Here is a 25,204-nt window from a genome sequence, read left to right as displayed (position 1 = left end):
ACCGAACGTATGACTGAATTCTCGCGGCGGAGTTCCATGATGAGCCTCGGGCACTGGGGCCGCCGATCACGATCCCCTCAGACGGGATCTGCAGGAAACGGACGCCGACCGTGGCGCTCCGCCGTCCCCCGGGCCAGCGTCGGTCGGCCCGGGCCAGCAGTTCCGGGGAACCCTCGTGTCGTCACGGCTGATGTCCGCACTCTCGACCACCGTCTCGCTCGCGATGCTCGCGACGCTCGGTCTGGCCCAGGCACCCGCCGCGCAGGCGCTGCCGAGCGCCGCGGCCCCGGACGCGGCCTCGACCGCGGTCGCCTCGCTGTTCGGCCGGCTCGCCACCGACTTCCTCCCCCAGGTGGCCTCGGGCACCGCGCTCGCGCGCCAGCTCCCGACCCTCGCGGTGACGCCCGCGGAGTCGGTCGACCTCAGGACCGCGTTCTCCCAGGCCCTCGCCCCGGGCGGGCAGCTGCAGGACCTCGGCACCCAGCCGACGCTGGCCGCCCTGACGACCTACGTCGCCGGCGCCGACGGCAAGGGCTGGGACTTCTCGGCGATCCAGCCCGACTCCCGTTCGGTGACCGTGGGCTTCACGCGCCTCGAGAAGAAGGAGGCCGGCCTCGACGTCCGCGACCAGGCGGGCACGCTGAGCCTCTCGTCGGGCAGCGGCATCGACGTCACGGGCACCCTCACCGGCTACTTCACGTTCGTCTACGACGCCACGACCGGGTCGGCGAGCCTCACGAAGCCCGCCCTGGGCATCACGACCACGGCCGACCTGCCCGCCGGGGAGGAGCTCGACGCGGGCCTCGGCATCCTCGGCGTGACCGTCACCGGGGTCGACGGCACCGCGGACTACGGCCTCACCAGCTCCGTCACGACCACGTGGGCCAACCCGGACAACGACGCGGCCGGCGCGCTGGCCTTCGACAACCCGGGCACGCCCGCGGCGAACGACGGCGAGCTCGCGGCGGCCGGCGCGGGCACCGGCATCGTGACCGCCGTCCGCACCGGCTCGCTCAGCGGGCAGCTGGTCGCCAAGCCGCGGCCGAACGGCTCGGTGGCCGGGCTGCCGAGCGTCGGGGCGACCGTCACCCTCTCGACCGCCGCGCCCGCGACCTTCGACGCGCCGTCGGTGACCGCGGTCGTCCCTGACGCCGCCAAGCCGTTCCTGACGATGACGCCGCGGGACCTGGCCGCCGGCCTGTCCCAGGCGGCCTCGGCGATCATCGGCATGCAGGACGCCCGCGACGGCAACCTGCCGCTGATGCGCGGCTCCATCGGCAACGCCGTGGACGCGGTCGGCGGGATCAAGGAGTTCCTCGCCGACCAGGTGCCCGACGCCGACCCCTCCGACCAGACCCCGGGCCAGCCGAAGTTCGCCTCGCTCCAGGACATGCTCGTCGCCCTGAACGGTGCGCAGTACGCCGACTCCGGCTGGAGCATCGACGTCGCCGGAGGCGGCGAGGCGCCGACGTTCGTCCCGGCCACGAAGACCGTCAACTTCACCGTGCACGCCGCACGTCGGGGCGCGAGCGACGTGGAGCTCAACATCCTCGGCGCCCCCACGACCGGCACCGGCACCTACAGCCCGACGGGCCTGACCGCCACCGGCGTCGACTTCGACGGCCCCGACGGGACCTCGGGGGCACAGCTGGTCGGTCGCAAGGTGACGGCCGGGACGTCGTACGCCACCGTCGCGTCGGTCACGGGCCCCTCCGCCCTGACGATCACCGCGGACGGGTGGTCGGCCGGCGAGCCCACCGACGGGACGGTCTTCTCGATCGAGGCCGCCGACCCGAAGACGGGCGCGCCGGAGCTCGCGGACACCCTGGCCGCCACCACCGGCATCGGCGCGGCCAACGCGGACGTCTCCACCGCGACGGCGACGCCGACGGTCGACGTCACCCTGCCGCTCGCCCTGGACCTGAGCGCCCCGCTGACCTACACGAACAGCAGCGGCGCGACGGTGCCCGACTGCGACCCGAGCAGCGGGACGGCGCCGTGCCCGTTCCAGCAGGTCGACGCCAGCGGCCTCGGGCGCGTCATCACCTCGCTCCCCCTCGCGAGCGACCGGGTCCTGCTGCGGCAGTCGGCCCGCAACGTGCTGGTCGCCGACGTCGCCATCACCTCACCCGTCCAGATCAGCACCTCCAGCGGCTTCCTCGGGCTCTCGATCTCCGGCGACGTCAAGGTCGCCGTCCCGTCGGGCAAGCACCTGCAGGTCCTCGCGCTGACCGGCACCGGCGACATCCCGCTGCCGGCGTTCGTCGAGAAGGTCCGCGCCCAGGCCGCCAAGGACGCCGGCGCACCCGAGGTCTTCTCGCAGACCCTCGGAGGCACGGTGACCGCCCGCCTCGCCGTCCAGGTGGACGACGCCCCCGACGCGTTCGCCGACGGCGTGGACTCCACGAGCCTGACCGTGACCGGCGACGTCGACAAGCTGGCCGACGGCATCGGGGCCGGCGAGGTCAACGTCACCGCGACCGAGCCCGGGCGCGCGGCGCTGCTCAAGGCGCTCAACTTCGAGCCCGACAACCCGACGTCCCTCTTCGGCGGCGTCCAGGCGGCCTTCGAGGGCGCCGGCAGCGACCTCACGACCATGACCGGAGGCGGCCTCGAGACCCCGATCCCGTTCGTCGGCTCGTCGATCAGCCAGCTGGTCGGAGCCGGCGCCAGCGGCGCCGGCGGCGTCACCTACGCCCAGCACGCGGGCATCCCCGCCGCGGGTGACACCCCTGCGCTGCCGGCCACCACCTGGCTGACCGACCCCGGCACCCACTTCGACGCGGCGTTCATCGGGCGCCAGGTCGTGATCGGCTCGACCTCGGCGACGATCGTCGACGCGAGCGGCACGACGCTCGTCGTGGCGCCGCAGCTCACGCTGGAGCCGGCCGACGACACGCCGTACCTCGTCGAGAACGAGCTGCTCGGCGCCGTGCACGTGCTGACCGCCGCCACCCCGGCGACCCTGCAGGAGGCCCTGAGCACCGCCCAGACCTCGCTGGGCAACGACTCCACCATCGACTTCGGGCTGGTCGCCGACAGCGCCGGCGCGGCGCAGCTGCGGCTCGACCTCACCTGGCAGCGGGAGTACGCCGTGTCGCGCCCGGTCAGCCTGACCTTCGGCAGCGGGGGCGGCCAGCAGCTCGTCGGTGTCGACGCCGGCGGCGAGCTCAGCGTCGAGGCCAGCGGCACCGTCAAGCTCCGCCTGCTGCTGCCGCTCAGCAAGGCCGCGATGCTGGCCCCGCTCGCGAACACGCGGATCGACACGTCCGAGACGTCGCTGGACTTCGGCGTCGCGGTCGCGGCGGAGGACGCGCACCTCGGCGCCAACATCGGCCCGGTCAGCGTCAAGCTCGGCGCGCTCGCCGATCCCGACCACGGCATCGCCGACGACGACCTCGGCAGCCTCCGGGCCGGCTTCGGCGTGGAGGCCAGCAGCGCCGCGAGCGGGACGAACCCCTCGCTGGCCGACTTCTTCTCCAGCGGCTTCGACGTGGGGGTCACGAACGGGGGCGCCTGCACGACCGACGGCCCGACCCCGACGGGGACCAAGGACGTCCTCTGCGCCGACTTCCCGGTCTACATCAGCAACGCCAAGGCCTCCGGCGGCAACTTCACCGTGACCAGCACGCTCGGCTCGGGCGACGACCTCGCCGACGTGTTCACCGGCGCCAGCACGAAGGTCAGCCCGCCGACCAGCCTCGCCAACGTCCTGGCCGGCACGCCCTTCAAGTTCGACACGCTGTCGGAGGGGCTGCAGCAGTACCTCTTCTACGCCGAGTCCTCGCTGCGCACCGCCTCGAACAACGGCGAGATGCCGGTCATCGGCAAGGACCTCCAGGCCGGCGCCGACTTCATGGGCAAGACCCGCACGAAGATCGACACGTTCATCGAGGCCAACGGCGACCCGAGCACGGTGGGCGTCGCGCGGACGATGCTGACGACCAAGCTCGCCTCGGCGCTCGGCATCGTCGTCGACGGCAGCAACGGCATCCAGCTCGACTTCACCTGCAAGAGCACCGGCACCGGCCCGACGACCCCGCTCAACCCGCCGTCCGCCGCCCCCGTCGTGAAGGCGACCGGCGCGGTCGCGGCCGACACGGCGGAGTACCGCTACCGGGTCGTGGCGACGTACAACGGCACCGGCACGGTCCAGGACTCCGTCCCCTCGGCGGTCACCCCCGCGGCCACGCTGCCGGGCGTCAAGAACGCCGCCACCCTCACGGCCACGAAGTTCAACACCGTCACGTGGAAGAGCGTGCGCGGCGCCACCGGCTACAAGGTGCTCCGCGAGCAGCGCGCCAGCTCCACCGCCGCTTGGGGTCCCCTCCAGGTCGTCGGCCTCGTCAAGTCGTTCTCCGCCTCGTTCCGCGACAAGGGCGTGGCGGTCGTGCCCACCCCGCCCTCGCCGTACGTCCCGAAGACCACGGCCCCGCAGATCCCGGCCGGGACCGTCTGCACCGACGACCAGAGCGTGACCGACGTGGAGGGCGTGACCCTGGGCCTCGAGATGGGCCAGGGCGTCGTCTCCGCCGACAAGGGCTGCGAGGACGACCTCGGCGGAGCCGGCACGGACGACGACAACACGTGCGTCGGCGGCAAGCTGCCGGTCGACCTCGGCCTCCCCGGCCTGTCGCTGCAGACGGGCGACTCCGGCTCGGTCAGCGGCAAGGTCGGCTGGGCGCTCGACGTGAAGGTCGGGATGAGTCGCAGCCGCGGCTTCTACATCGACACCGAGGACCAGGACGAGTTCGAGGTCGGCGCGGCCCTCAAGCTGGACAAGGCCACGGCCGGTCCCGACCTCAAGGCGCAGCTGGCGATCATCAACGTGGACGTCACGAAGAACGCCGACAAGCCCGAGTTCGTCGGCCACTTCGGCATCGACATCACCGACCCCGACGGCGCCCTCACCCTCGCGGAGATCGCCCGCACCTCGATCGCGAAATCGATCAAGGTCAGCGTCGACGCGAAGGTCGACATCGACTGGCACCTCAAGGCGACCGCGGACGCGGCGCTCCCGGGCGTCGCCACCGACTTCCGCCTGACGTGGGGCTGGGGCGCGGCCAGCGGCCAGCCCGCCGGCACCCCGGCGACCAACACGAGCGGTCTGGTCGTGAAGTTCGACAACGTCACCCTCAACGCGGGCGAGTTCTTCGGCAAGGCCCTCAAGCCCTACCTGGACCAGGTCGTCGACGCCACCAAGCCGCTGCAGCCGATCATCGACACGATCTTCACCCCGATGCCGGTCATCTCCGACCTCTCCAAGGCGGCCGGTGGTGAGGCGGTCACGATCGCGACGCTCGCCGACAAGTTCAACACCCTGCCGGGCGGCGCCAAGATCAAGCCGTTCCTCAACGCGATCGACACCGTGCGCAAGCTCTCCAAGAAGGTCAGCTGCACCAGCACCGACTGCGGCGTCAACATCGGCAGCTTCAACCTCACCGCGGCCCGGGTCGCCACCACCAACGCCAGCCCCGGCAACGCCAAGACGCTGATCGAGAACCCCCAGCCCAAGACGGGCGCCGGCGCCGCTCTCGTCGCCAAGGACTCCTCCGGTGAGCTGGGCAGGTCGATGAAGGACAAGGTCGGCAAGGCCCTGCCCGGCATCTCGATCCCGGTGCTCAAGGACCCGACCCTGCTGTTCGGCCTGATCTCCGGCGGCGACATCCCGCTGGTCGAGTTCGACAGCGGCCCGCTCAGCCTGGGCTTCCAGTTCCAGAAGTCCTTCGGCCCGATCTACGCTCCCCCGCCGGTCATGATGGTCATCGGCGGCGGCGCCTCGGTGACGCTCCGGATCGCGGCCGGGTTCGACACCTACGGCATCCGCCGGGCGATGGAGACCGGCGACGGCGCGCAGGTGCTGGACAGCCTCTACTTCAAGACCGTCGACGACGACGGCTCCCCCATCCCGGTCGTGCAGTTCACGGGGTACCTGGAGGCGGGTGCGTCGGTCTCGCTCGGGATCCTCGAGGTCGGCGTCGTCGGCGGCATCAAGCTGACCGTCGGGTTCTACTGGAACGACCCCAACAACGACGGCAAGTTCCGGCTGTTCGAGTTCGCCGGGGCCGTCGCGACCAACCCGATCTGCCTGTTCAACGTAGGAGGAGAGCTCTCCCTCTACATCAAGATCTTCGTCGAGATCGGCTTCAGCCCCTTCTCGGTGAGCTTCGACTTCACGCTGGTCAACATCAAGCTGCTCGACTTCAACCTGAAGCCGAACTGCACCCCACCGCCGCCCAGGCTCGGCGGCACCAGCGGCAAGGTGCTCTACGTCTTCGCCGGCAACTTCGGGGGCGCCGGACCACGCGGCGACAAGGCCTGGGCCGCCGACGCCACCAAGAGCGAGACCTGGGTGGTGCGCCAGGTGCCGGCGTACAAGGACGCCGACGGCGTCGACCAGCCGGCCGCCGTCGAGATCCGCGGCCTCGGCCTGACCGAGTCGTTCCCGGACACCGCGGCCAACCCGATCGACACCGTCGTGCTCGACGGCCGTGGCTGGGGCGGCGCCCTGACCGTGACCTTCACCGGCGGCTCCGGCCCGGTCGACGGCTCCAAGCCGGTCCCGTTCAGCAAGAAGGCCGTGGTCTTCACCGGCTCCGGCGACGACGTCATCCGCACGGGCGAGGGCGAGTCCTGGGTCGACGCCGGCGCGGGCGCCGACAGCGTCACCACGCTGGACCGCACCGAGCTCGGCACCGCCGCCGACTCGGTGGAGGCGCACGTCGCCGGTGGCCCCGGGGCGGACGTCATCACCGTCGGCAACGGCAAGGACACCGTGTCCGGGGACGGCAGCCTGGGGACCTCGGCGAACATCTCGCCGACGGTGACCCGCTCCGCGCCCAACACCAGCACGGTCGTCCTGGCCGGCATGGTCGACCCGGCGGCCGGCAAGCTCTCCGACCCGGCCGGCCTGTGGTCGTCCACCGTCGGCACGGGCGACGGCGCCGACCAGATCGCGGCCGGGCTCGGCCAGTCCCGGCTGTCCGGCAACGGCGGCGCCGACACGATCGGCACGGCCAACGACAGCACCCTCGCGGACTCCGCCGGCATCAAGGCGGGCACCACGGGCGGCTCCGCCGCCGAGGAGGCGCTCTACCGCGCCCGTCCCTCCGTCCTGGTCGGCGGCGCCGGCAGCGACGTGCTCAAGAGCGGGTCGGCGGACGACGAGGTCTACACCGGCAGCCACGACGTCGTGGGCGAGAGCGCCACGGGCGCCGGCGACGGCGCGAACGACGTGAACACCGTCGACACCGGCACCGGGTCCGACACGGTCTACGGCGCCAACGGCGCCGACTTCGTGACCACGTCGTCCAGCGCGAGCCAGAAGACGGTCGTGTACGGCGCCGGCGGCGCCGACGTGCTCACCGGCGGGCTCGGCTCGGACGAGATCTACGGCGGTCCGGGCGACGACTACGTCGTGGCCGCACCCGCCACGGTCGGCGAGCCCGGCTCGGCGACGGACGCCCTGGGCTCGGCCCGCGACGTCGGCGTGCTCCCGGGCGCGGGCAGCAGCCCGAAGAAGCTCGTCGGCGGCACCGGCAGCGACCGCATCTACGGTGCGGACGGTGCGTCGACGATCTTCGGAGACACCACCGTCGACGCGTGCGCCGTGCAGACCTCCCCGGTGAGCAAGCAGCCGGCCGAGACGGCCAACGCCCTCGACGCCGCCGACCTGGTGCTCGGCGGGAACGGCGTCGACGTCGTCAACGCCGGTGGCGGGGCCGACTGGGTCTACGCCTCCGGTGCCGCGGACCGCGTCTGTGGCAACGCCGGCGACGACCACCTCTACGGCGGCGACGCCGACGACCTGGTCCAGGGCGGCAGCGGTGCCGACCAGGGCTACGGTGAGGCCGGGGCCGACCAGGTCTACGGCAACGACGGGGCCGACGCCCTCTACGGCGGCGCGGGCACGGACCGGCTCCAGGGCAACAACGGCGCCGACTGGCTCGACGGCGGCAGCGAGGCCGACGTCGTCCTCGGCGGGACCTCCGAGGCCGGCCGGGCCGACGGGGCGGACGTCCTGCTCGGCTCGTCCGGGTCCGACGTGCTCGTCGGCGACGACGCGCAGACCGACCTGGCCACCGGCGCGCCGTACCCCACCGACCTGGCCTCGTCCGACGCCACCCTCGGGGCGGGCGACTACCTGGTCGGCGGCGACGACGCCGACCGCACCTTCGGCGGGCTCGGCAACGACACCGTCTACGGCGGCACGGGCGACGACTACACCGAGGGCAACCCCGGCACCGACCGGCTGTACGGCGAGAGCGGCGACGACGACCTCGTCGGCGGCTCGTCGGAGCTGGCGAGCGGGCTGTTCTCCGGCTCCGAGCCGGGTCGCCCGGACGGCACCGACTACGTCTACGGCGGCAGCGGTCAGGACGTCGTCGCCGGCGACAACGCCCGGATCACGCGGGGCGGCACGGCGCACCCCGCGACGACCGGTCGCGGGCTCGTGACGCCCCGGACGGTCGACCTGGCCGACGAGTCGAGCGGCACGCCCACGGGCATCTCGGGCGGCGACCTGATCCAGGGTGGTGACGACACCGACGTCGTCTTCGCCCAGCGTGGTCCGGACGACGTCTCCCTCGGGGACGGCGCGGACTACGGCGAGGGCGGGCCGGGCGCCGACTCGGTGCACGGCGACGCCGGTGACGACGACGTCGTCGGTGGCTCGTCCACCGCGATCGGCGGCACCGCGCCGTCCCTGTCCGGACAGCCGGACGCCGACGACCGGCTCTACGGCGACGCCGGCGAGGACGTGGTGCTCGGCGACAACGGGGCCGTGGTCCGCCCGGCCGCGAGCAACCTCGTCACGAGCCTGCTCTTCAGCCCCCTCACGGTGAACCGCGTGGTCGCGCAGCGCACGATCACGACGTACGACCTCGGCGACGGGTCCACGCTCGACCCCACGGGTGCCGCGACCTCGGGTGCCGACACCATCACCGGCAGCGGCGGCAACGACGTGCTGCTGGCCCAGGGGGGCGACGACAGCGTCGACGGTGGCTCGGAGGCCGACTACGCCGAGGGCGGTCAGGGCTCCGACCTCGTGCAGGGCGGCTCCGAGGACGACGACCTCGCCGGCGGCTCGTCGGCGACGACGGCGTCGAGCACGGCCGGCGCGGTCGGCCAGCCCGACGGCGCGGACGACGTGTACGGCGGCAGCGGGTCCGACCTGGCCCTCGGCGACAACGGCCTGCTGACCCGGGTCACGGTCGGCCGCGACCCGCGCACCAACCGTGCGGACGCCACCCAGACGGCCCTCGTGCCGGGCCGGGGCATCGCCCTCTACGACCTGGTGGGCACGGCGACCAGCACGACCGCCGGGACCGTCGGCCACTTCGGCGCCGACGCGATCTCGGGCCAGACCGGCTCGGACGTGCTGGTGGGCCAGGACGGCACCGACGCGATCAGCGGCGGCAGCAACGACGACTACGCGGAGGGCGGCGGCGCCGCCGACGCACTCCACGGCGACGTCGCCCTGACCACCGCGGAGATCGTGCTCGCACCGGCCGGGTCGGCCTGGACCACGCCCGTCAAGGACGACGCGACCCTCGCGGAGGGCCAGGACGACCTCGTGGGTGGCTGGAACCTCGCGGGCTACCGCGACGGGGCCGACGTCATCCGCGGCGACGGCGGCGCCGACTTCGTGCTGGCCGACAACGGCTCGGTCACCCGGGTCGTCGACGCCGGCAAGGACCGGGTCTACACCCCGCGCTACGGCACCCTGCCCGTCGGTGCGGCCAAGGTCCGGGTCGCGGGCGGGACCGACAAGTCGACCCGCTTCTGCCCGGTCGTCGGGACCGGCGCGGCCGCGACCTGCGACCTGGCCGGCGCCTCCGGGGCCGACAAGGTCTACGGCGACGGCGGACAGGACGTGCTCTACGGCCAGGACGGCGACGACGAGGTCTACGGCGGCGCGGACGACGACGACCTCTACGGCGAGCTCGGGGCGGACCGCCTCTTCGGCGAGGACGGCGAGGACGCGATCCTCGGCGACCGTGGCGGCGTCCAGGACCGCTACGAGACGGGAGCACGCTCGACGACGACCTCGCTCAAGATGCCGCCGGCGCTGACCTACACGTCGCGCCGCAGCGGCTCGGTGAGCCGCGAGGCCGACCTGCTCCACGACGTCAACGGCACCGACTTCGTCGGGTCCGCGACGGCCACGGCGATGCCGCTGGACGGCATCACCTACGGCGGCGCGGACCGGATCCGCGGTGGCGCGGGCCGGGACTCGATCCACGGCGGTGCCGGTGACGACCTCGCCAACGGCGACGCCGGTGGCGACGCGGTCTTCGGGGGCCGCGGCGCGGACGTGCTCTGGGGCGGCGTCGGTCAGGTCTGCACGATGGCCGACACCGCGTGCCAGGCCGAGCCGGGCGCCAACGGCGAGTTCATCGACGCGCTGTTCGGCGGCAAGGACGGCGACGTCATCGACTGGCGGCCGCGCGGCGTCTACGGCACCGCGCCGGACTACGCGGGCCGGACCTGCACGACCGGTCCTGCGCCGGTCACCACCCAGAAGGACGGGACCACGGACCCGTGCTCGTGGTTCGAGATGACGGACCGGGCCAACGACGTCGCCTCGTCGACGGCCAGCTTCGCCGACAACCAGCACCACCAGGGCGTGGACTGGGCGTACGGCGGCTGGGACCGTGACGTGCTGCAGGCCGACCTGTCCGAGAACGGTCCCCACCCGGGCGACCGGCTGATGGACTGGTCGGGCGTCTACAACCTCTACAGCCACTGCAACGCGGCGTACGGCGGCTTCACCGACGTCCGGAACTCCTCGCCCCAGGTGGAGGACTTCTTCCGCCAGTGGGCCACCGGCAACGGCGCCGGCCGGCCCGCGGGCACCGGCACCACCGCGGACACGGCGACGCCAGGGACCTCGGGGTACGACGAGCTGGCGCTGGTCTACAACAGCGACAACAAGGACCACGCCACGGGTGGGCCGTACCCCTCGAGCCCGGGACACTTCGACGCGGAGGCCTGCAGCGGGTTCTAGGATGCAGCCATGACGCGGGCGGCAGGACCACGCCCGCGCGGGGTCGAGCACGCGGCGCTCCGCCGCCTCCCCCCGCCCGACGAGGCCGGGCGGGTGGTCGTGGAGGGTGTGCTCGTCCTCGACGGGCGCTGGTCCGCGGCGCTCACGCCCCAGCTCCTGGTGGACGGCAACCCGGTGACCGCGGCCTGGGGCCTGCGCTCCCCCGCAGTGGCCGAGCGGTTCGAGGGGGCCGGCACCAGCGAGCGGGCCCGCTTCCGCTCGGCCGGGCTGGAGGTCCGGGGCCGCGTCGAGCTCGCCGTCGTGGACGCCGCCGGCCGGCGCACCGTCCTGGCGACCCGGGTCGTGGGCGACCCCCGGGTCGAGCGGGTGCGCGCCCGGGTCGCGCGGCTGGCGGACGAGGACGAGCAGGCACGGGACGCGACGACGTACGCCACCCTCCGCCGCACGCTCAGCAAGGTCCCCGACCCGGACCGCGACGTCCGCTGGGTCGAGGCCCGGGTCCTCGTCGACGGGCTCTTCCGCCGTCACCCGAAGGCGACCCACCGACGGCTCGAGCAGCTGCGGGCGGCGCACGCGGCGGCCGGCACCGAGACCGCCTTCGACGACCTCTGGGCCGACCTGGGACGCGCGACCCGTCCGCACGTCCTGGTCCGGCACGGCTACCGCTTCCCGCTCTCCGCCCGGGACGCCGACGAGGTGTGGGCCGAGGTCGCCCGGCTCGGTGACCGGCTGGCGGCGCTGGGCCACCCCACCTTCGTGAACTCCGGCACCCTGCTCGGGCTGGTCCGCGACGGGCGCCTGATCGCGCACGACGACGACGTCGACCTCGCCGTGGTGCTGCGCGGCGACAGCCTGCCCGAGGTCGTCCGCGCGTGGAACGACCTCAAGGCCCAGCTCGCGGACGCCGGATTGTTGCGCACCGATCCCACCGGCGGCTCACGCACCCACTGCAAGCTCGTCTCCAGCGACGGCCTGGGGGTCGACGTGTTCCCCGCCTGGGTGATCGGGGGTCGCGCGCACGTGTGGCCGCACACGCCGGGCGACGTCGCCGCCACCGACCTGCTGCCGCTCGCCGAGCGCTTGGTGCACGGCTCGACCGTCCGCCTGCCGCGGCACCCCGTGCCGTTCCTGGAGCGGAACTACGGCCCCGGCTGGAGCACCAGCGACCCGTCGTTCCGCTTCGACTGGGCGCGCGCCCGGGAGCGGTTCGCCGACTTCGTCGCCGAGATCGACCGGCAGGACCCGCGCCAGGCGTGATGCGCGCCGGGCCGGCTCAGCCGGTCGGGTCGAGGCCCCACACCACGCGGAAGTGGTCCGGGCTCAGCGTCGCGAGGTCCTCGTCGAGCTGGTCGAGCAGCGGCGCCGCCGCCTGCGGGGTGCCCCCGAACACCCGGAGCTCCTCGGTGCCGTCGTGCCGACGTCGTACGACGACGTCCCCGGTGCTGGTGAGCTCGAAGGTGCCGCCCGTGGTCGCGCACCACAGGTCCAGCACCACGTCGACCGCCCGGTGCACCCGGCCCCGGACCCGGGGCTCGAGGTGCCGGGAGTAGACCTCGTCGGCCGAGCAGGGCTCCAGCGTCGCGGTCATGTCCCGAGCCTAGCCCCGGCGTCCGAACGCGGAACGCAGCAGAGGCCGTCCCCGCCACCGGCGGAAACGGCCTCTGACCTGCTGCTTCTCGGTCGGGCTGACAGGATTTGAACCTGCGACCCCTTGACCCCCAGTCAAGTGCGCTACCAAGCTGCGCTACAGCCCGAGTGCTCGCGAGGACGGGCCTCGCACGAGCGAGTGAACACTATCGCAGGCCGGTGCCCAACTCGGAATCGGGCTGCTGCGTGGCGGCGCTGTCCGCCGAGACCTGCAGGCCCGAGGTGTCGACGGCGACGAACGCCGAGGCGGGGATCCGCTTCAGGTCCTCCACCAGCCGGGTCGGCCAGTGGGCGTTCCGCTCGCCCTGGAAGAACCACGGGGACCCGTTGTCGGCGAGCACCAGGCCGTAGGTCTTCATCGCGGCGACCACCGCCCGGGCGCCGGCGGAGAACCCCTCCGGGCGGAAGCCCGCCCTGAGCCGGAAGCGGGCGCCCATCGGCGGATAGGCCAGCGAGTCGCGGGACCCCGCGTCGTGGCGGGCCGGCCAGAGGTGGTGCCGGCTCGTGACGTCGGTGGTGAAGCGGATCGCGTGGTCGACGTGCCGCGCCCTGACCTCGTTCCACCGCAGCAGCCCGGGCAGGATCGGGAGCCCGGCCGCGTCCGCCGAGGTCCAGCCGTCCGGGCGCAGGTCGTTGCTGTCCAGCGACCACACCGCGCCCGACCCCGCGCGCCAGCCCGAGGCGGTCGCCCGCGTCGCGTAGGTCTCGTACAGCCGGCAGGCTCCCCGGTCGACCACGATCGCGTGCCGGTCACCGCCGGAGCCGCGGCCGCCCTCGATGCGGGTGTCCCGGCCCAGGGGGTAGCGCACCCGGTCGCTCTCGTCGGCGTAGTCGAAGCGCACCCGCACCCGGCGGTGTCCCGGTCGGACGACGGTCACCGGGATGCCGTAGCCGGGGCCGTCGCCGTACGACGGGCCGAAGTCCGGGTGCAGAGCCACCTCCGGCGACATGTGCCGCAGCCACTGCCGGCTGCGCGGGTGCCGGGGCAGCGCGCTGACGTCGGCGTGCCAGTAGTTGTCGGCCGGGAAGACCCGGCAGGAGGTGTGGGCCACCGGCCTCTCCCCCGCTTCCCGGGCCTCCGACGCTCCCGACGGCGCCACCGGGCCGAGCAGGGACGGGGCCAGGAGGGCGACCAGCGGGACGACGAGTCGGCGCACCTGCCGACGGTAGCGCCTGCGCGGGCGCCCGTCACGACACCGTCACGGCGTACGTCACGACGCAGGAAGCACCGTGACCGCGGCGTGTCGGGTGCTTCCCGCGTCCTGGCCTGTAACGCCCCCGCACTTCCCTGCAGGAACCGATACTCACCCGCAGGGGGTTGCCCGATGAACGACTGGACCGACCGGCACGAGACGTTGCTCCGCGGCGCCGACCCGGCGCGCTCGCGGGACGCCGACGAAACGCTCGACCGCGCCGCGCTCGACCGTGCCTGGCAGCAGGTCGTCACCTCGATGCCGTCGTCCGGCCCACGGCGGCGACCCGGCCGCACCGTCGTCGCGGGCCTCGCGGCCGCCGCGCTGCTCGGGCTGGGCGGTACGGCGGCGGCGGACGTGCTCTCCAGCCGCACGGGTCAGTACGTCGACCGCGAGGACTGGCAGGCGGGCGGGCCCGGCGAGGAGCTCGACCCGCGGGGCGAGGACTTCCGCCAGGTCGTGGCCGACGAGACCACCGGCATCCCGTTCCCGTCCGACGAGGCCCGGCAGCTCTCCCTCGACGCCCAGGTGGCCGACCAGCGCCGCGGCATCGAGGGTGAGCCGGTCCGGGTCAGCACCAGTGCGATGGCGGGCTTCGTGGCCAACGACGCCGTCTGCTCCTGGGCGAGCACCTGGGCACGCGCCACCCGCGCCGGCGACCGGCCAGGTGTCCAGCAGGCCACCGACGCCCTGGTGGGCGCGACCGACTGGGACGCCGTCGTCGTCCTGCAGCGCCTCGAGCCGGAGCGCTTCGACTGGCTGGCGGGCGTCGCGCAGGCCGCCCGCGGCACCAGCGTCCGGGCGATGGGTGCCTCCCTCGCAGCCGAGGTCTACTGCCCGCTCGCGCTCATCCCGGACCTGCCCGAGGCGCTGCCTCCGGGCGATCCCCGGCGGGCAGACCTCCGCGGCGGTTCGTGACGTGCCCGACGTGACGCCCGAGGCGTTCGAGGAGCTCTTCCGGGCGACGGCGCCCGAGGTGCTGCGCTACCTGCGCCGCCGCGTCGGGGTGGAGGCCGACGACCTGCTCGGCGAGGTGTTCGTCATCGCCTGGCAGCGCCGCGGCGACCTCCCGGCACCCGAGCTGCACCGGGCCTGGCTCTTCGGGGTGGCCCGCCGCCTCGTCCTCGCGCAGGTACGCCGGCAGGCGGCCGTCCGGCACGCCACCCGCGACCTGGCCCGGCGCGACGAGGCGAGCGGCGCCGCCGAGCACGCCCCGAGCCCGGACGACCGCGACGCGGTCGTCCACCGCGCGCTGGCCGCCCTGCCCGAGCAGGACCGCGAGCTGCTGATGCTGACGGTCTGGGAGGGGCTCACGGTCGCGGAGGCGGCCGTCAGCCTCGACCTGCGTCCCGGGACGGCCCGGGTCCGGCTGCACCGGGCCCGGCGCCGCCTGGCCGACGACCCCGAGGTCGCCCGGCTCGTCGAGCAGGTCGGGGCCGGCTGCTAGCGCTTGCGCTTCTCGCGGGGGCGCTGCTGGAGCACGATCGGCGTGCCGACGAAGCCGAACTCCTCGCGCAGGCGGCGCTCGATGTAGCGCTCGTAGCCCTGGTCCAGCTTGCCGCTGGTGAACAGCACGAACGTCGGCGGCGCGGTGGCCGCCTGGGTGCCGAAGAGGATCTTGGGCTGCTTGCCGCTGCGGACCGGGTGCGGGTGCTCGGCGACGAGCCGCCCGAGGAAGGCGTTGAGCTGCCCGGTCGAGATCCGGGTCTCCCAGCCGGCGAGCGCCTTCTCCAGCGCGGGGACGAGGCGGTCGACGTGCCAGCCGGTGCGGGCGGTCACGTTGATGCGCGGCGCCCACTGGACCTGCACGAGCTCACGCTCGATCTCGCGCTCGAGGTAGTAGCGGCGCTCCTCGTCGACGAGGTCCCACTTGTTGAACGCGATGACCAGCGCCCGGCCGGCGTCGCGGATCGTCTGGATGATCCGCAGGTCCTGCTCCGAGATCGACTCGCCGCCGTCGATGACCAGGACGGCCACCTCGGCACGGTCGATGGCGGTGCTGGTGCGCAGCGAGGCGTAGTACTCGTGGCCCGAGGCCTCCTTGACCCGCTTGCGGATGCCCGCGGTGTCGATGAAGCGCCAGGTCTGGCCGCCGAGCTCGATCAGCTCGTCGACGGGGTCGACGGTGGTGCCGGCGACGTTGTCGACGACGACGCGCTGCTCCTGGGCGAGCTGGTTGAGCAGCGAGGACTTGCCGACGTTGGGCTTGCCGACGATGGCGATCCGGCGCGGGCCGCCGACCTCGCCGATGCGCTCCGGCGGGGGCTCGGGCAGCGCGGCCAGGATCGCGTCCAGCATGTCGCCGGAGCCGCGGCCGTGCAGCGCGGAGACGCAGTACGGCTCGCCCAGCCCGAGGTTCCACAGACCGTAGGCCTCGGCCTCGGTGCGCTGGTCGTCGACCTTGTTGGCCGCGAGGACGACGTTCTTCTTCGAGGCGCGCAGGATCTTGACGACCGCGGCGTCGGTGTCGGTGATGCCGACGGTCGCGTCGACGACGAAGAGGACGGCGTCGGCGAGCCCGATCGCGATCTCGGCCTGGGCCGCGATCTGCTCGGCGAGGCCGCGGGCGTCGGGGTTCCAGCCACCGGTGTCGACGACCGTGAAGGCGCGGCCGTTCCAGTTGGCGTCGTACGACACGCGGTCCCGGGTGACGCCGGGGACGTCCTCCACGACCGCCTCACGGCGGCCGATGATGCGGTTCACCAGGGTGGACTTGCCGACGTTCGGCCGTCCCACGACCGCGAGGATCGGGACGGGTCCCAGGCTCTCGCCGGTCGCGTCGGTGTCGGGGGGCTCGGGGTGGCCCTGGCTCATGATGCTCCTTGCTCGGTGACCCCGGTGTTGGGGTCGCGTTCTACGTCGGTGGGGGGCAGCGGACCGGGCAGCGGGCGGCCGGTCGACGCCACGGCGTGGTCCACGTGGACCAGCAGGTGCTCTCGGAGCAACAGCGAGACCCGCTCGACTTGTTCCTTCGTGCGGGGCCAGGGCACCGCCGGGACGCTCCGGGGGGCGCCGAAGACGATGTCGACGGTGCCGCCGCGGGGCGGCAGGGCGTTCGTGCCGGCGCCGGGCTCGCGGGTGCCGAGCATCGCGACGGGCACCACGGGGGCGCCGGACACGAGGGCGACGTACGCCGCGCCGCGGTGGAAGCGCGCGAGGTCGCCGGCACCGCGGGTGCCCTCGGGGAAGATGCCCACGGCGCGACCGTCGCGCAGCACCCGCAGGCACGACTTCACCGCGGCCGGGTCGGTGTGGAAGCGGTCCAGCGGGATCTGGCCCGAGGCGCGCAGGAAGCCGCTCATCGGCCCCCGGAACATCTCGGACTTGGTCAGCGCGTGCACCGGCCGCGGCGCGAAGATCCCGAGCAGCGGCCCGTCGGCCACGCCGATGTGGTTGCTCGCGAAGACGACCGGGCCGTGCGCGGGGACGTGCTCGGTGCCGTGCAGGCGCACCGCGAAGCGTCGCCGGACGAGGGCACGGGCCAGCGGCCGCAGCGGGGAGTAGAGGAACAGCCGGACCGGGTGGCGGGTGCGGTCCGTGCGCGGCAGCTCGTGGTGGTGGGAGGCGGTCACGCGGGTGCCTCCACCGCCTCCACGAGCGCGACCACCTGGTCGACGACCTCGACCAGGGAGTACGGCGTGGTGTCGATGTGGACGGCGCCCTCGGCCATCACGAGGGGCGACACGGCGCGCCCGGAGTCGATCTTGTCGCGGGCCAGGAGCGAGGCCTCGGTGGCGGTCACGTCGGACCCGCCCTCCTCGGCGGCCCGGCGCAGCGCGCGGGCGTTGGCGTCGGCGGTCAGGTACACCTTGACCGGGGCGTCGGGCACGACGACCGAGCCGATGTCGCGGCCCTCGACGACGATCCCGCCGTGGCGCACGCCGTCGGCGATGATGTCGCGCTGCAGCTGCAGCAGGCGGGCCCGGACCTCGGGGACGGCGCTGACCGGCGAGACCGAGCCGGTGACGTCCTCGCCGCGGATCGCCTCGGCCACGTCGACGCCGTCGACCGTGATCGTGGGGCCGAGCGGGTCGGTGCCGGACTCGATCCGGGCCTCGTCCACGCGGTGCGCGACCGCGCCGGCGTCGTGGACGTCGATCCCGGCGCGCAGCATCCACCACGTCATCGCGCGGTACATCGCGCCCGTGTCGAGGTAGCGCAGCCCCAGCCGTGCGGCGACGCCCCGCGAGGTGCTCGACTTGCCGGACCCGGAGGGACCGTCGATGGCCACCACCAGGGCGTGCGGGTCGGCGGCGGGGCGGGAGGCGCGGTCGGACACGGGAAACTGCTTTCGGACGGCGTGCTGGGCAGCCCGCAGCCTACCGGTGGGTCACCCATCCGCGAGATTCGAGAGAGCCGAGAAGCTGCTCCGCGCCGTCCTCCTCGACGAGCAGCTCGACGAGCCCGACCGGGCGTCCCGGGTCGTGGTCGATGTGCACGTCCTCGATGTTGGTGCCGCTCGCGCCCGCGTCGGCGAACAGGCGGGCCAGCTCGCCCGGGTGGTCGGGCACGGAGACGAAGACCGAGCGCATCGGACGGGTCGGCCCACCGTGCTTGCCGGGGATCGCCCGGGTGCCGGCGACGCCCAGGGCCAGGAGCTCCCCGAGCCGGTCGCGGGTGCCGCTGGCGACCGCGTCGATGAGCACGTCGAGCTGGCCGCGGACCTCACCGAGCAGGCCGAGCACCGCGTCCGCGTTGCCGGTCACGATCTGCTCCCACAGCGCGGGGTCTCCCCCGGCGACGCGGGTGACGTCGCGGACGCCCTGCCCGGACAGCGCGAGGTGCTCGGGCGGCGCGTCGGCCAGCCGTCCCGCCATCAGCACCGCGACCAGGTGCGGCAGGTGCGAGGTGCGGGCGACCGCCAGGTCGTGCTCGTCGGGGGTCAGCGTGACCGGGACGGCTCCGCACAGCACGGCCAGCTCCTCGACGAGGCGTACGGCGCCGGGCGTCGAGCCCCGGTGCGGCGTCACCGCCCACGGGCGACCGTCGAACAGCGCGGCGCTCCCCGCGAGCGGCCCGGAGCGCTCGCTGCCCGCCATCGGGTGGCTGCCGACGTACCGCTCCACCCCGGGCTCGTGCGCCACGGCCCGCAGCGGCTCGGTCTTGATGCTGCCGACGTCGGTCACCACGGCGTCCGAGGCGGCCAGGGCCCGGGCGATCTCGGCACCGAGGTGGTCCGGCGGCACGGCCACGACGACCAGCTGCGGCACGTCGTCCGCGCGGCGGGCACGACCGGCACCGAGCCCGGAGGCGGTGCGGACGTTCTCCGCCGACAGGTCGCTCAGCAGCACCTCGAGCCCGGCCCGGCGGCAGGCCAGACCGATCGAGGTGCCCAGCAGGCCGGCGCCGACGACCTCGACGGGGCCGACCAGGTCAGGCATCGGCGCTCTCGTCGGGCACCGAGCGGACCCGGGTCAGGTCGCTGCGGAGGGCGGCGGCCCCGTGGAGGTAGACGTGGGTGATGTCGGCGCGCGGCAGGTCGGTCTCGACGTGGGCCATCATCCGCACGACGCGCGGCATCGAGCCCGCGATCTCGAGCTCGCGCGCGCAGATCAGCGGGACGTCACCGAAGCCGAGGCGCCGGGCGGCGTAGGCCGGGAACTCCGAGACCAGGTCGGAGGTGGCGGTGAAGATCACCGAGATGAAGTCGTCGACCTCGAGGCCGTTCGACGTCATCACGTCCGTCACCATCTCGGCGACGCGCTCGAGCATGTGGTCGCGCACGTCCTCCTCGAGCTGCGTCGCGCCCCGGACCGCTCGCACTGCCACGTCTGCTCCTCGTCTCGGTGTCCACTGACCGCGTCAAGGCTAGTGGGCCGCGCGCTCAGAGCTGCGCGGCGTCCAGCAGCTCGCCGAGCTCGGCGAGCGTGAGGTCGCGCAGCGCCCCGGACTCGATGCCCTCGAGCTTCACCGGGCCGATCGCGGTGCGGGTCAGCCGGCGGACGGGGTGCTCGAGCTCCTCGAGCAGCCGGCGCACGATCCGGTTGCGCCCCTCGTGGATGACCAGCTCGACGATCGACTTCGCGCCGCGCCCGCGCCCCGAGACGCTGATGATCCGCGCCTGCGAGACCGTGACCGGCCCGTCCTCGAGCGTGACACCGGCCAGGAGGGTCGCCACGGTCTCCTTGGTGACCTCGCCGTCCACCTCGGCGACGTACGTCTTGTCGACCTCGTACGACGGGTGCGCCATCCGCTGGGCGAAGTCGCCGTCGTTGGTCATCAGCAGCAGGCCCGAGGTGTCGGTGTCGAGCCGGCCGACGTGGAAGAGCCGCTCGGGACGGTCGGCGACCACGTCGCTGAGGTTCCGGCGCCCCTCGGGGTCGGCCATCGTCGAGACGACGCCGCGCGGCTTGTTCAGCACCAGGTAGACGTGCGGCGAGATCGGCGGCAGGCGCTTGCCGTCCACGCGGATCACCGCCGTCGTGGGGTCGACCTTGGTGCCGAGCCGGGTGACGATCTCGCCGTCGACCTCGACCAGGCCGTCCAGCATCAGCTCCTCGCACTTGCGGCGCGAGGCGACGCCCGACTGGGCGAGCAGCTTCTGGAGGCGGACGAGGCCTTCGTCGTCGGTGGCGATCACTCCCCGACCGTATCGCCGGCCGGCGTCGGCGCGGGCATCCCGGAGGCAGCCACCCGCTCCAGCTCGTCCTCGAAGTCATCCATGTCGGGGAGGTACGGCGCCAGCTCGGGCAGCTCGTCGATCGAGGTCACCCCGATCCGCTCGAGGAAGTACGTCGTGGTGCGGTACAGGTTGGCGCCGGTCTCGTGGTCCTGGCCGGCCTCCTCGACCAGCCCGCGGGTGAGCAGGGTGCGCATCACGCCGTCGACGCTGACCCCGCGGATCGCGGAGACCCGGGCCCGCGAGACGGGCTGCTTGTAGGCCACCACGGCCAGCGTCTCGAGCGCCGCCTGCGTGAGCCGTGCCTGCTGGCCGTCGAGCACGAAGCCCTCGACCACGACGGCGTACTCCTCGCGGGAGTAGAAGCGCCAGCCGCCCGCGACGTTGCGCAGCTCGAAGCCGCGGCCCTGCTGGGTGTACTCGTCGGCGAGGGCGGCCAGCGCCGCCTCGACCTCGACGACCGGGTGCCCGACCGCGGAGGCCAGCGTCATCGAGTCCAGCGGCTGGTCGGCGATCATCAGCACAGCCTCGAGCGACGGCCGCAGCTCGGCGACCGGGACGTCGAGGTGCTCGCCCTCGCCGGCGCCGTCGGTGGTCGAACCGGTCGGGACCTCGGTCATGCGTCTTCTCCTGGTGCGGCGGGGGCCTCGGTGGGCGCGTCCTCGGCGGGCGGGTCCTCGGGCGGGGCGCCGTCGAACTCGTCGGTGATCTCGATGTCGGCGTCCTCGTCACCGGTCCAGCGAACGGTGAGCTCGCCGAGCGGGGTGACCTGGTCGAAGGCCACGGCCCCCTCGCGGAAGAGCTCGAGCAGCGAGAGGAAGCGCGCCACCGTCGTGAGGGTGTCCGGGGAGTCTCCGCACAGGGCGCGGAAGGTCATCGTGCCGCTGCGCTTGAGCCGGTCGACGACGATCCCGGCCTGCTCGCGGACGCTGACCCGGTTGGCGTGGATGTGGTGCAGGGAGACCTCGGGGAGCGGCTTGGGCTCGAGCGCCTTCGCGGCCAGCGCGGCGAACTGGTCGAGCCCGATGCCGATCAGCACCTCCGGCAGCAGCGAGGCGAAGCGCTCCTCGAGGCCGACCGAGCGGGCGTGGCGCCGCGACTCGTCGCTGAGGCGGGTCTCGAGGACGCCGGCGACCTGCTTGAACGCGCGGTACTGCAGGAGCCGGGCGAAGAGGAGGTCACGAGCCTCGAGCAGCGCGAGGTCCTCCTCGTCCTCGACGTCGCCCTGCGGCAGCAGCCGCGCGGCCTTGAGGTCGAGCAGCGTGGAGGCGACGAGCAGGAACGACGTGGTCTGCTCGAGGTCCCAGGCCTTGCCGCCGATCTTCACGAAGGCGATGAAGTCGTCGGTCACCTGCGACAGCGACACCTCGGTGATGTCGAGCTTGTGCTTGGAGATCAGGCTCAGCAGCAGGTCGAAGGGGCCCTCGAAGTTGGCGAGGTGCAGCTCGAACGACGGGGCCGCACCGTCCGCCGGCGTCTCCAGCGCTCCGGTGGCGGCCGTCATCGGGTCATTCCGCGCTCAGCCGTCGGACCAGAGCGCTGTCGTCGCCGTGCGTCTCGAAGTCGGCCAGGACCAGCGCGACGGCCTCGCGGACCAGCCGACCCCGGTCGACGGCCATCCCGTGCGAGCGGCGCAGCGCCAGCCGGGCATGCTCGAGGTCGAGCAGCTCGTCGGAGGTGACGTAGACGGTCATCTTCTCGTCGTGCCGGACCCGGCCACTCGGCTTCTTCGGGGCCTTCTCCCCCGCCGCCGGCTCGGCTGCGGCCTCCTCGGGGGCGTCCGGGACGGCCCGGACGGCCTTGTCCCCGGGCGCGGTCGGGCGGAAGAGGTCGTCGGCGGCCGGCAGGCTCACCCGTCGAGGCACCGGGCCAGCACCTCCTTGGCCAGCATCCGGTAGTGGTCCGCGCCGGTCGACGACGAGGCGTACGACGTGATCGGCTCGCCCGCGACCGTGGCGTCGGAGAACTTCACGGTGCGCCGGATGACGGTGTGGAAGACCTTGTCGCCCCAGGCCTGGACCAGGCGGTCCATGACCTCGCGGCTGTGCAGGGTGCGGCCGTCGAACATCGTGCCGAGGACGCCGTCGATCTCCAGCTTCGGGTTGAGCCGCTCGCGGACCTTGTCGATGGTCGTCTTGAGCAGCGCGACGCCGCGCAGGGCGAAGTACTCGCACTCCAGCGGCACGATGACGCCGTCCGACGCGGTGAGCGCGTTGACCGTGAGCAGGCCGAGCGACGGCTGGCAGTCGATCAGGATGACGTCGTACCGCTCGACGGCCGGGGCCAGCACCCGCTGCAGGGTCTGCTCGCGGGCGACCTCGTGGACGAGCTGGACCTCGGCGGCGGACAGGTCGATGTTCGAGGGCAGCAGGTCCATGCCCGGCACCCCGGACGGCACGATCACGTCGTCGACGGTCACGTCGCGCTGCATGAGCAGGTTGTAGATGGTCAGGTCCATCTCGTGCGGGTTCAGCCCGAGGCCGACCGACAGCGAGCCCTGCGGGTCGAAGTCGACGAGCAGCACCTTGCGGCCGTACTCCGCGAGCGCGGCACCGAGATTGATGGTCGTCGTCGTCTTGCCGACGCCGCCCTTCTGGTTGCACATCGAGATCACCCGGGCGTGGCCGGTGCTGCGCACGGGGCCGGGCTCGGGGATGTCGATCATCGGCCGGCCGGTGGGGCCGAGCTTGACCTCGGCGGGGGCCTGGTCGGGGGCGGAGGCCGCGGCCGGCGGGGCCGGGGGGCGCTCGAAGGGCAGGGGGTCGCTCACGGTGGCCTGGGCTGCCTGTTCTGTGGGGGTCGGGGTGGGCACGGGCGTGCGCACCAGGGGAGGCATCTCGGAGGCGCTGCTGCCGTACGGACCGAACGTGCCGCCACCGCTCATTGCCACTCCCGCATCTGTGCTGATTGTCGACTCGGCGACTTGTGGCCGAGCACGCGGGCGAGACTAGACCCGGGCTCGGACGGGCGACAAGGCGATCCCCGAAACCCCCAGCCCCGCGGGGCAATCTGTGCACGGATTGTGGAATCGGCCCCGGTCAGGTGCACAGGCAGGGCCTCGCCTGTGCACTCACCTGTGGACAACCGAGCCGCTCAGACGAGGTCGGCGTAGTCCGGGTGCTTGTCGATCCAGCCCTTGATGAACGGGCACTGCGGGACGACGCGGCGCTCGCCGGTGCGGCGCACGTCGTCGAGGGCGAAGCGGGCCAGGGCCGAGCCGACGCCCTTGCCCTCGAAGGCGTCGTCGACCTCGGTGTGGGTGAAGACGATCACCGGGCCGGCGTGCCGGTCCTCGAGCTCGTAGACCGCGACGCCGGCGAGCTCGCCGCCGATCCGGGCCTCGTAGCGGTGCTCGTCGGCGTTGTGGGTGGTCTCGACGGTGTCGGTGTCAGCCATGTCCCGAGCCTACGGGTGGGGGCGCACCGGCCGCGCACGCCGCCGGCCGTACGCCGGGGACGTCGGCGTGCCTGCCTCGCGGTTCGCCTGCCGGACGCCGCGAGCGCTGCGACACTGGGTCGGTGTCGATGCGTCGCCCGTGGGCCCCGAGGGTGCTCGTGGCGGGCCTGCTCGCGGCGGTGCTGTCGCCGGTCGCGGGCGCCGCGACACCGGCCGCCGCCGCGACCCCCGACCCGCGCCTGCTGGCCTGCTCCCCCGTCGTCGCCCCCGTCGACCCGCAGGCGACCCTCGAGACGCGCTGCCTGGCGGCCCGCCTCGACGGCTGGCGCTCCACCCGTCGGATGGGGATCGGGCAGCAGCTGAACGTCTCCAACGCGGCGTACCTCGACCCCCTGACCCGGCTCGCACCCGACGAGGTCGCCGTGGTCGGCTTCGACGTCGGGGAGCTCGCGGACGGCGAGACCTACGCCTTCACCGACCCGCCGCTGCAACGGCTGCTCCAGCTGGCCGAGGACGGCGCGGTGCTGACGGCGTCCTGGCACGGCCCCAACCCGCACACGGCGGGCTCCTCCTTCGACCGCACCTGGCACGACCTCGGCGCCCTCCTCGACCCCACGACGCCCGAGGCCCAGGCCTTCTGGGCCGACTACGACCGGATGCTGGGGCTCCTCACCCGTCTGCAGTCCGGCGACGGCGGCCTCTTCCCCCCGGCCGCCGTCGTGTTCCGCCCGCTGCACGAGGCCAACGGCGACTGGTTCTGGTGGGGCCACCCGAAGCCGGCGACCTACCGGGCCGTCTGGGCGCTGATGCAGCAGCGGGCCGCCGACGCGGGTGTGCACAACCTGCTGTGGTCCTACGCGTTCGCGGCCCGGGCCGGCTCCTGGATCCAGCACCCCGGCCGCCTGGTCCCGGCGCACGTGGACGTGGCCGGGATCGACACCTACGACCCCGAGCGCGGCACCCGCAACGCCGCCGACCGGGTCGACCTGACCGGCTGGGAGGACGTCGCGTCGCGCGTCCGCCGGATGGCCGTCACCGAGGTCGGCCCGCAGGGCAGCGCCGACGGCACCTGGCGCCCGGCCCGGATCACCCGGACCGTCCGCGAGGCCCGGGTCCGACCGCTCTGGTCGATGCTGTGGTTCGACGACGGCACCGGCGCCGACGGCATCTCCGGCCGCAAGCAGATCAGCTCGTTGCGCGGCGGGCGGGCCTGGCTGCACGGTTGCCCCGGCGGGCTCTGCTCGATCCGGCCCTGACCGGCCGGGCAGGTCGGTCCCAGCAGCCCCCGGACGTCATCGGGTCCGAGCGCTATCACCCACGGATCCGATGACGTCCGCAGGT

Annotated in this window: 18 protein-coding genes and 1 tRNA gene; 5 read left to right on the top strand and 14 right to left on the bottom strand. The window is 73.7% G+C overall.

The window, feature by feature from the left end; genetic code table 11:
- Nucleotides 1-190 precede the first annotated feature (190 nt).
- Nucleotides 191-11,008 (top strand): hypothetical protein, encoded by a 10,818-nt coding sequence (locus tag H5V45_RS00190; RefSeq protein WP_185251071.1) that lies wholly within the window; start codon nt 191-193, stop codon nt 11,006-11,008.
- Between the two features lie 9 nt (nt 11,009-11,017).
- Entirely contained in the window at nt 11,018-12,265 is a 1,248-nt protein-coding gene (locus tag H5V45_RS00185) for a LicD family protein (protein WP_185251070.1), read from the top strand.
- 16 nt (nt 12,266-12,281) lie between these two features.
- On the opposite strand, the gene H5V45_RS00180 is transcribed toward H5V45_RS00185, so the two are convergent.
- The 3 genes from H5V45_RS00180 to H5V45_RS00170 all read right to left on the bottom strand — a co-directional run bounded on the left by H5V45_RS00180 (nt 12,282) and on the right by H5V45_RS00170 (nt 13,812).
- Entirely contained in the window at nt 12,282-12,596 is a 315-nt protein-coding gene (locus H5V45_RS00180; RefSeq protein ID WP_185251069.1) for a hypothetical protein, read from the bottom strand.
- 92 nt (nt 12,597-12,688) lie between these two features.
- Nucleotides 12,689-12,762: transfer RNA gene (locus tag H5V45_RS00175), tRNA-Pro, on the bottom strand.
- A gap of 39 nt (nt 12,763-12,801) precedes the next feature.
- Nucleotides 12,802-13,812, bottom strand: coding sequence for a hypothetical protein (locus H5V45_RS00170; RefSeq protein WP_185251068.1), 1,011 nt, complete (start codon nt 13,810-13,812; stop codon nt 12,802-12,804).
- A 168-nt stretch (nt 13,813-13,980) separates the two neighbouring features.
- On the opposite strand from H5V45_RS00170, the gene H5V45_RS00165 reads away from it, so the two are divergent.
- Nucleotides 13,981-14,766, top strand: a complete 786-nt coding sequence (locus tag H5V45_RS00165; RefSeq protein WP_185251067.1) for a hypothetical protein — start codon at nt 13,981-13,983, stop codon at nt 14,764-14,766.
- Nucleotide 14,767: 1 nt separating this feature from the next.
- Nucleotides 14,768-15,295 carry a sigma-70 family RNA polymerase sigma factor gene (locus tag H5V45_RS00160; protein WP_185251066.1) on the top strand — a complete coding sequence of 176 codons (528 nt, stop codon included), beginning with the start codon at nt 14,768-14,770 and terminating at the stop codon, nt 15,293-15,295.
- Here the strand turns inward: H5V45_RS00160 and der are convergent.
- The 11 genes from der to H5V45_RS00105 form a co-directional block, all read right to left on the bottom strand.
- Nucleotides 15,292-16,662, bottom strand: a complete 1,371-nt coding sequence (gene der / locus H5V45_RS00155) for a ribosome biogenesis GTPase Der (protein ID WP_185251065.1) — start codon at nt 16,660-16,662, stop codon at nt 15,292-15,294. The genes H5V45_RS00160 and der overlap by 4 nt on opposite strands.
- Nucleotides 16,659-17,420, bottom strand: a complete 762-nt coding sequence (locus tag H5V45_RS00150) for a 1-acyl-sn-glycerol-3-phosphate acyltransferase (protein ID WP_185251064.1) — start codon at nt 17,418-17,420, stop codon at nt 16,659-16,661. The genes der and H5V45_RS00150 overlap by 4 nt, the downstream gene beginning before the upstream one ends.
- The gene (gene cmk, locus H5V45_RS00145) at nt 17,417-18,127 is read right to left on the bottom strand and encodes a (d)CMP kinase (RefSeq protein WP_185251063.1); all 711 of its coding nucleotides are present in this window, start codon (nt 18,125-18,127) and stop codon (nt 17,417-17,419) included. The genes H5V45_RS00150 and cmk overlap by 4 nt, the downstream gene beginning before the upstream one ends.
- A 40-nt stretch (nt 18,128-18,167) precedes the next feature.
- Nucleotides 18,168-19,229 (bottom strand): prephenate dehydrogenase, encoded by a 1,062-nt coding sequence (locus H5V45_RS00140; RefSeq protein ID WP_185251062.1) that lies wholly within the window; start codon nt 19,227-19,229, stop codon nt 18,168-18,170.
- On the bottom strand, nt 19,222-19,617 hold the full coding sequence (aroH, locus tag H5V45_RS00135; protein ID WP_185251061.1) for a chorismate mutase: 396 nt from the start codon (nt 19,615-19,617) through the stop codon (nt 19,222-19,224). Before aroH ends, H5V45_RS00140 begins: the two co-directional genes overlap by 8 nt.
- A 55-nt stretch (nt 19,618-19,672) precedes the next feature.
- Entirely contained in the window at nt 19,673-20,428 is a 756-nt protein-coding gene (locus H5V45_RS00130) for a pseudouridine synthase (RefSeq protein ID WP_185251060.1), read from the bottom strand.
- A complete protein-coding gene (scpB, locus tag H5V45_RS00125; RefSeq protein ID WP_185251059.1) occupies nt 20,425-21,087 on the bottom strand; it encodes an SMC-Scp complex subunit ScpB in 663 nt (220 codons plus the stop codon). The genes H5V45_RS00130 and scpB overlap by 4 nt, the downstream gene beginning before the upstream one ends.
- Entirely contained in the window at nt 21,084-21,971 is an 888-nt protein-coding gene (locus H5V45_RS00120) for a segregation and condensation protein A (protein WP_185251058.1), read from the bottom strand. The genes scpB and H5V45_RS00120 overlap by 4 nt, the downstream gene beginning before the upstream one ends.
- 4 nt (nt 21,972-21,975) lie before the next feature.
- The gene (locus H5V45_RS00115; RefSeq protein WP_185251057.1) at nt 21,976-22,332 is read right to left on the bottom strand and encodes a hypothetical protein; all 357 of its coding nucleotides are present in this window, start codon (nt 22,330-22,332) and stop codon (nt 21,976-21,978) included.
- Nucleotides 22,317-23,303 carry a ParA family protein gene (locus H5V45_RS00110; protein ID WP_185254378.1) on the bottom strand — a complete coding sequence of 329 codons (987 nt, stop codon included), beginning with the start codon at nt 23,301-23,303 and terminating at the stop codon, nt 22,317-22,319. Before H5V45_RS00110 ends, H5V45_RS00115 begins: the two co-directional genes overlap by 16 nt.
- A 257-nt stretch (nt 23,304-23,560) precedes the next feature.
- Nucleotides 23,561-23,863, bottom strand: coding sequence for a GNAT family N-acetyltransferase (locus H5V45_RS00105; protein ID WP_185251056.1), 303 nt, complete (start codon nt 23,861-23,863; stop codon nt 23,561-23,563).
- 128 nt (nt 23,864-23,991) lie between these two features.
- Between H5V45_RS00105 and H5V45_RS00100 the strand changes: the two genes are divergently transcribed.
- Nucleotides 23,992-25,119 (top strand): glycosyl hydrolase, encoded by a 1,128-nt coding sequence (locus H5V45_RS00100; protein WP_246415931.1) that lies wholly within the window; start codon nt 23,992-23,994, stop codon nt 25,117-25,119.
- Nucleotides 25,120-25,204: the final 85 nt, after the last annotated feature.

Source organism: Nocardioides luti, assembly GCF_014212315.1.
Taxonomy (GTDB): domain Bacteria; phylum Actinomycetota; class Actinomycetes; order Propionibacteriales; family Nocardioidaceae; genus Nocardioides; species Nocardioides luti.
This window is presented reverse-complemented; position numbering and strand designations above follow the sequence as displayed.

What these genes read in the sequence shown, in the direction of transcription:
- H5V45_RS00180 (WP_185251069.1), bottom strand. Translation starts at nt 12,596, where the DNA reads ATGACCGCGACGCTGGAGCCCTGCTCGGCCGACGAGGTCTACTCCCGG.
- der (WP_185251065.1), bottom strand. Translation starts at nt 16,662, where the DNA reads ATGAGCCAGGGCCACCCCGAGCCCCCCGACACCGACGCGACCGGCGAG.
- H5V45_RS00105 (WP_185251056.1), bottom strand. Translation starts at nt 23,863, where the DNA reads ATGGCTGACACCGACACCGTCGAGACCACCCACAACGCCGACGAGCAC.
- scpB (WP_185251059.1), bottom strand. Translation starts at nt 21,087, where the DNA reads ATGACCGAGGTCCCGACCGGTTCGACCACCGACGGCGCCGGCGAGGGC.
- H5V45_RS00120 (WP_185251058.1), bottom strand. Translation starts at nt 21,971, where the DNA reads ATGACGGCCGCCACCGGAGCGCTGGAGACGCCGGCGGACGGTGCGGCC.
- H5V45_RS00185 (WP_185251070.1), top strand. Translation starts at nt 11,018, where the DNA reads ATGACGCGGGCGGCAGGACCACGCCCGCGCGGGGTCGAGCACGCGGCG.
- H5V45_RS00100 (WP_246415931.1), top strand. Translation starts at nt 23,992, where the DNA reads ATGCGTCGCCCGTGGGCCCCGAGGGTGCTCGTGGCGGGCCTGCTCGCG.
- H5V45_RS00190 (WP_185251071.1), top strand. Translation starts at nt 191, where the DNA reads ATGTCCGCACTCTCGACCACCGTCTCGCTCGCGATGCTCGCGACGCTC.
- H5V45_RS00140 (WP_185251062.1), bottom strand. Translation starts at nt 19,229, where the DNA reads ATGCCTGACCTGGTCGGCCCCGTCGAGGTCGTCGGCGCCGGCCTGCTG.
- H5V45_RS00165 (WP_185251067.1), top strand. Translation starts at nt 13,981, where the DNA reads ATGAACGACTGGACCGACCGGCACGAGACGTTGCTCCGCGGCGCCGAC.
- H5V45_RS00110 (WP_185254378.1), bottom strand. Translation starts at nt 23,303, where the DNA reads ATGCCTCCCCTGGTGCGCACGCCCGTGCCCACCCCGACCCCCACAGAA.